Genomic DNA, 6018 nt, shown 5'->3' with positions numbered 1-6018 from the left:
GGAGGCTACGGTGGTGGCCAAGGCGGCCAACGTTCTGGAGGCTACGGTGGTGGCCAAGGCGGCCAACGTTCTGGAGGCTACGGTGGTGGACGCCCAGGTGGTCGTTCGAACGCTCCGGTGATGAACGTGGCAGCCAAGCCTGTCAGCCCTGCATCGAAGGCCAAGGAGAAAGAAAAGGAACGCGAACGCACGCGTGCGGACTTCCCACGGGATCGGCGCGAGCAGTTTAACGAGAACAAGCTGATGCGAAACGGGAAACGCCGCGCTGGTCAGCAAGAGGCCCGCAAACCGGAGTTCCCCACAACCATTACGGTCGAAGGCCCAATGACCGTCGGCGAGTTCGCGAAGCTGCTGAAGCGCGAACCGTCAGAAGTCATCAAGAAATTGCTGTTCCTGGGTATCGTGGCTACCATTAACCAGGACATTGACACGGACGCGATGGAGCTGATTGCTGACGAGTTCGGTGTCAAGATGACTGTCGTGGAACCAGTGGACGAAGAAGCGCTCGACATGCTCATTGAGGAAGACAAACCGCAAGACCTGGTGCCGCGTCCGCCGGTTGTGACCATCATGGGCCACGTCGACCACGGTAAGACCACGTTGCTTGACGCCATTCGCCAGAGCCGGATTACAGCGACTGAGTCAGGTGGCATTACGCAACACATCGGGGCGTACCAGGTGGAAGTGCAAGGTCGGCGCATTACGTTCCTCGACACACCGGGTCACGAGGCGTTTACGACCATGCGTGCGCGTGGCGCGCAAGTCACGGACGTCACCATTCTTGTGGTCGCAGCGGATGACGGCGTGATGCCGCAAACCGTTGAAGCAATCAATCATGCCAAGGCAGCCAATGTGCCTATCATCGTTGCGGTCAACAAAATCGATAAGCCAGACGCGAACCCAGACCGAATCAAGCAAGAGTTGACCCAGCATGGACTGGTTGCCGAAGAGTGGGGCGGAGACACCATCTTTGTGAACATCTCCGCGTTGAAGAAGCAAGGGCTGGATACGTTGCTGGAGATGGTTCTGCTTGTGGCGGACTTGCAGGAGCTCAAGGCGAACCCGAAAGCTCGCCCGCGTGGCACGGTGATTGAGGCGAAACTTGACAAAGGCCGCGGTCCAGTTGCGACCATTCTGGTCCAGAACGGTACGCTCAAGGTTGGTGACATTGTTGTTGCTGGGCAGACCTATGGCCGCGTCCGCGCCATGGTCAATGACGTCGGGCGGCGATTGAAGGAAGCGGGGCCGTCCACGCCAGTGGAAATTCTCGGCTTGAACGAGGTGCCGTCTGCAGGTGACCTGTTTGTGGTGTACGACGACGAACGCGCAGCTCGCCATTTGGTTGAAAAACGCCAGAGCCGCGATAAGGTGCAGCAACAGCAGAATACCTCGCGCGTGACGCTGGATGATTTGTATCGCCACATTCAGGAAGGCAATGTCAAGGAACTGAACGTCATTGTGAAGGCTGATGTGCAGGGGTCGGTAGAGGCGCTGGTGCAGGCGATTGAGAAAATTGAAGTCGAAGGCGTTCGGGTCAACGTCATTCATCGCGGCGCCGGTGCCATTACCGAGTCGGACGTGTTGCTCGCTAGCACATCAAACGCCATCATCATCGGTTTCCACGTTCGCCCTGACGCGAATGCAGCCCGCGCTGCGGAGGCGGAGAAGGTCGACATTCGTCTGTACCGCGTCATTTACAACGTGATTGAAGAAATCGAGTCGGCCATGAAAGGTATGTTGGACCCGACATACAAAGAAGTGGTTATCGGGCATGCGGAAGTACGGCAAACGTTCCACATTTCGAAAGTCGGTACCGTTGCGGGATGTTATGTGACTGATGGCAAAATTACCCGCGACGCGGAGTGCCGCGTCATCCGCGATGGCGTCGTGGTGTACGAAGGGAAACTGGATACGCTCAAGCGGTTTAAAGACGATGCCCGGGAAGTGGCACAAGGTTTCGAATGTGGATTGACACTGGAGAAGTACAACGACATCAAAATCGGCGACATCGTGGAAGCCTTTAAGATGGAGGCTGTCAAGCCAAACTAAAGGCGTCACGAGGAATGAGTGATCGCTGCCATCCGAAGGGTGGGCCAGTGGTCACTCAACCGATTGAACCTGTCGTTGAGGAGAGATGTGCCATGGGGCGAATTCGGGTAGAGCGTGTTGCTGAACAAATGAAGAAAGAAATCGCGGACATCATCCGCACCTCCGTGAAGGATCCGAGAATCGGCTTCGTCACGGTCACGCGCGTTGAAGTGGCGGGTGACTTACAACACGCCAAGGTGTACGTGAGTGTGTTGGGGAGCGACGAAGCCAAACAAGGGACGATGGATGCGCTCAACCGGGCCGTTGGATTTATTCGCGGAGAGGTCGGGCGGAGACTGCGCATGCGCGTCAGTCCGGAGCTTCAATTTAAGCTTGACGAGTCCGGGGAGTACAGTGCGCACATTGAGTCCGTACTGAAGAAAATCAACCGGAATTCGGAAACGGGGGATATGTCGCGATGAGTGAGCAGGTGCCCCTGTTGGACGATTCTGGATGGGACTGGGAACCGGCGCCTCGCCATCCGGACGCCTTGCGGGCTGTTGTGGAACGTATACGTGAGAACGACGATTGGCTGATTGTCACGCATGAGCGTCCTGACGGCGACGCCATTGGCAGCGCGTTTGCGATGGCGCACGTCTTGGCTGCGCTCGGCAAAACCTGGCGTTTTGTCGCTGAAGGTCCGATACCGGAACGATTTCACTTTGTTCCGCTGTCAGAGAAGGCGTACGTCGACGTAGATCACGTGGATCGCAAGTTCAAACACGTGATTGCAGTCGACTGCGCCGACATGGCGCGGTTCGCGTATGCACAGAAGTTCATCGAAGATGGTGCGGATATCGTCAACATTGATCACCACTACACCAATCCGATGTACGGTGTTGCCGCATGGGTGGACGCCGAGGCTGCAGCCACCTGTGAGCTCGTGTACCACGTGGCTCGCGCATTGCAGGTTTCGCTCACGAAAGAACTGGCGACCTGCCTGTATACGGGCATTCTGACCGACACGGGCGGCTTTGCGCAGCCAAATACCACGCGGGAAGTACACCAGATTACCGCTGAACTGCTCGCGAGCGGTGTACAGCCGTACGACATCGCGGAACCTGCGCTGGAGTCCCGAACTTGGGCGCAGATGCGGTTGCTACAAATGGCGTTGAACAACCTCACTGTGTCGAGCGACGGAAAGTACGCCATCATTTACGTGACGCAAGGCATGCTGGAAGGCGCGGGATGCACCGATGACGACACCGAGGGGCTGGTTGGCTTTACGCGGAGCATCGACACGGTTGAGGTGGGCGCGTTGTTTCGCGAAACGCGGGACCATCGTGTGAAGGTGTCCCTCCGCTCCAAGCGATACGTGGATGTCTCTAAGATTGCCCAGGCCTTTGACGGAGGCGGTCACACGCGAGCGGCCGGGTGTACAGTATCCGGTGACTTGACCGACGTCATTGACGCGGTTGTGGAACAAATTGAACGGGCACTGGAGGAGGCCAAACGTTGAGTTTGTCTGGCGTTCTCATTCTCGACAAGCCAGCCGGCTTGACGTCACACGACGTAGTTCAACGCGTTCGTCGTCACTTGCGCACCAAAAAGGTTGGTCACGCAGGGACGCTCGATCCGGACGTCACCGGCGTCCTGGTACTCTGTATTGGAGATGCGACAAAGCTGATTGAGTATGCCACTGCAGAGGACAAGGTGTACGAGGGAACGGTCTGTTTTGGAATGTCTACGGACACCGATGACGCCTCTGGCGAAGTGACAGCACGTGCCTCCGCGTGCCGGTTGACGAGGGACGCGATAGAGCGGGCGGCGGCCGAATTTATCGGATTACATCCCCAAGTCGTGCCGAAGTATTCGGCCGTACACGTCGGTGGGAAACGAGCGTACGAGTATGCGCGAGCTGGACTGGACGTGACGATGCCAACGCGCATGGTTGAAATTCACGAATTGGTCGTGTCCGATTTTTCGCCAGGCGATGTCGCGACAGCGGACTTTCAAGTGAAGTGTTCCAAAGGGACGTACGTCCGCGCGCTGTGCCGGGACTGGGGTGAAAAGGTGGGCATTCCCGCACACATGAAAGCCCTTCGACGCACTGCTTCCGGTCCGTTCAGGATTCATGAGGCGGTGTCCCTGGAGGCGTTTGAATCCAGTCCATCGCCAGAGCAGTTCCTGCTGCCTGCAGTCGCGGCTGTGCGATCCTTGCAAAAGTGCACGGTCTCGCGAGCAGATGCGGACAAGCTTGCGCAGGGACAAGCGGTTTCCATCACCGGCATGCAGCCGGCACCACAGGTAGCGGTTCTCGTCGATAGCGGCGACCTGGTCTGTGTGGCGCACGCAGTGGGACGTGGAACGAGACAAGTGGTATTGAAACCGAGAAAAGTCTTTTGGAAGAGGGACCGTTGAAGATGCACGTCATCGAAGTGGAAGGTGCACCGCCGGCGAGCGACCAACCGATGGTGTTGGCCATCGGCAAGTTCGACGGTGTTCACATCGGGCACCAGGCGATTTTGGAAAGGGCGAAAGAGCAACAGGGCACCCAAGCCATTCTCGGGGTCATGTGCTTTTGGCCTCATCCGTCTTGGGTACTCGCGCGCAAGGAAGGATATGACCGCTGGCTCACACCGTTTGAAGAAAAAGTGCGTCGGCTGGAATCTCATGGCGTGCAGCGGTTGTATCATGTTCACTTCTCCAGAGCGTATGCCAGCACAACGGCGGAAGAATTCGTTCATCGTCACTTGGCCAAGTTGTCGCTGACACACGTGGTCGTGGGTTTTGACTTTCGATTTGGCAAGGGCGGCGTGGCGGATGCAAACAAGTTGGCGGCGCTCTGCCGCGAGGTGGGGATACCCGTGACCGTCGTCAACCCAGTTGAAGAAAATGGGACCAAAGTGAGTAGTTCGCAAATTCGTGAACACCTTGCAGCCGGCAGGGTGGAAGCTGCAGAGGCTCTGTTGGGACGGCCGTACTCATTCGTTGGCAAAGTGGTCTCCGGCGATAAGTTGGGCCGACAGATTGGCTTTCCAACGGCCAACCTGGCGGAATTGGACGAGTATGTGCTGCCGGGAACGGGTGTGTATGCAGTGATGGTGGAAGTTCTCGGAGAATCCGACGACTCAGTGCGCGGGAACTGGTTCGGTGTGATGAATGCCGGCTATCGACCGACAGTTGGCGGTAAAGAATTTCGTCTTGAAGTTCATCTGCTTGGCTTTGATGGGGACCTATACGGCAAGCAACTGCGCGTGTCTCTTCTGCGGAGGGTCAGATCTGAAAAGAAGTTTCAGGGTCTTGAAGAGCTCCGGAGGCAGATTGCGGACGATGTCACTTTCAGCAAACAGATGCTCGGACTGACATGAGGTGCACGTCAAGCCTGTCCGATTGATTTACCATTCGTTTATGATATAATAGTAAAGTCTATTACGACGAAGCGTGGGCCGAAGATTCGGTTTCCTGAACTGCGACGTGGATCTGCGTTCCCTCCGGACGCCTTCTCCGTTGCAGGGATCTCGCTTCGAAATTGTCGGAGGAGGACTCTCTATGTTGTCAAATGACAAGAAGAAAGAACTCGTTGAAAAGTTTCAGCTGCATGAAACGGACACGGGATCTCCGGAAGTTCAGATTGCGATTCTGACAGAACGCATCAATCAACTGACGGACCACTTCCGCGTGCACAAGAAGGATCATCACTCCCGGCGCGGATTGTACAAGATGATTGGTCATCGCCGAAACCTGTTGAACTACCTTCGCAAGAAGGATGTCAACCGGTACCGTGAATTGATTCAAACGCTTGGACTGCGCAAGTAAGACTGGCGGGCTTCGGCCCGCTTGTTTTGCATTTTCGCGGAGTGGTCGCAGGGTTGAACTTGCACTATATTGGGAATCAGTATACATAATTAAAGGAGTGTCAATGTTCAAAGAACGCCAGCCTCGCTAGGCAGCTTTGTACATATTCCGCGTCGCATGGCTTCAGAAGAT

6 protein-coding genes are annotated in these 6018 nt (G+C 56.3%); all 6 read left to right on the top strand.

All coding sequences use genetic code 11. The features are described from left to right. A partial coding sequence (gene infB, locus YWK_RS20160; protein ID WP_051375640.1) for a translation initiation factor IF-2 occupies positions 1 to 2049 on the top strand: 2049 nt, incomplete at its 5' end. Positions 2050 to 2141: 92 nt separating this feature from the next. Continuing rightward, positions 2142 to 2510, top strand: a complete 369-nt coding sequence (rbfA, locus tag YWK_RS0114835) for a 30S ribosome-binding factor RbfA (protein WP_026965414.1) — start codon at positions 2142 to 2144, stop codon at positions 2508 to 2510. After that, on the top strand, positions 2507 to 3547 hold the full coding sequence (locus YWK_RS0114830; RefSeq protein ID WP_051375634.1) for a DHH family phosphoesterase: 1041 nt from the start codon (positions 2507 to 2509) through the stop codon (positions 3545 to 3547). The genes rbfA and YWK_RS0114830 overlap by 4 nt, the downstream gene beginning before the upstream one ends. Further along, entirely contained in the window at positions 3544 to 4449 is a 906-nt protein-coding gene (truB, locus tag YWK_RS0114825; RefSeq protein WP_051375633.1) for a tRNA pseudouridine(55) synthase TruB, read from the top strand. Before YWK_RS0114830 ends, truB begins: the two co-directional genes overlap by 4 nt. A gap of 2 nt (positions 4450 to 4451) precedes the next feature. Then, complete coding sequence (locus YWK_RS0114820) at positions 4452 to 5399, top strand: bifunctional riboflavin kinase/FAD synthetase (RefSeq protein WP_026965411.1); 948 nt, start codon at positions 4452 to 4454, stop codon at positions 5397 to 5399. Positions 5400 to 5580: 181 nt separating this feature from the next. Further along, positions 5581 to 5847, top strand: a complete 267-nt coding sequence (gene rpsO, locus YWK_RS0114815; RefSeq protein WP_026965410.1) for a 30S ribosomal protein S15 — start codon at positions 5581 to 5583, stop codon at positions 5845 to 5847. Positions 5848 to 6018 lie beyond the last annotated feature (171 nt).

The sequence above is a fragment of the Alicyclobacillus pomorum DSM 14955 genome, assembly GCF_000472905.1.
Classification (GTDB): Bacteria; Bacillota; Bacilli; order Alicyclobacillales; family Alicyclobacillaceae; genus Alicyclobacillus_A; species Alicyclobacillus_A pomorum.
Note: the sequence above shows the minus strand (reverse complement) of the source record. Positions and strands in the feature narration are given on the sequence as shown.

Excerpts from the sequence above, each read along its gene's own strand:
- rbfA (WP_026965414.1), top strand. The coding sequence starts at position 2,142 with ATGGGGCGAATTCGGGTAGAGCGTGTTGCTGAACAAATGAAGAAAGAA.
- YWK_RS0114830 (WP_051375634.1), top strand. The coding sequence starts at position 2,507 with ATGAGTGAGCAGGTGCCCCTGTTGGACGATTCTGGATGGGACTGGGAA.
- YWK_RS0114820 (WP_026965411.1), top strand. The coding sequence starts at position 4,452 with ATGCACGTCATCGAAGTGGAAGGTGCACCGCCGGCGAGCGACCAACCG.
- rpsO (WP_026965410.1), top strand. The coding sequence starts at position 5,581 with ATGTTGTCAAATGACAAGAAGAAAGAACTCGTTGAAAAGTTTCAGCTG.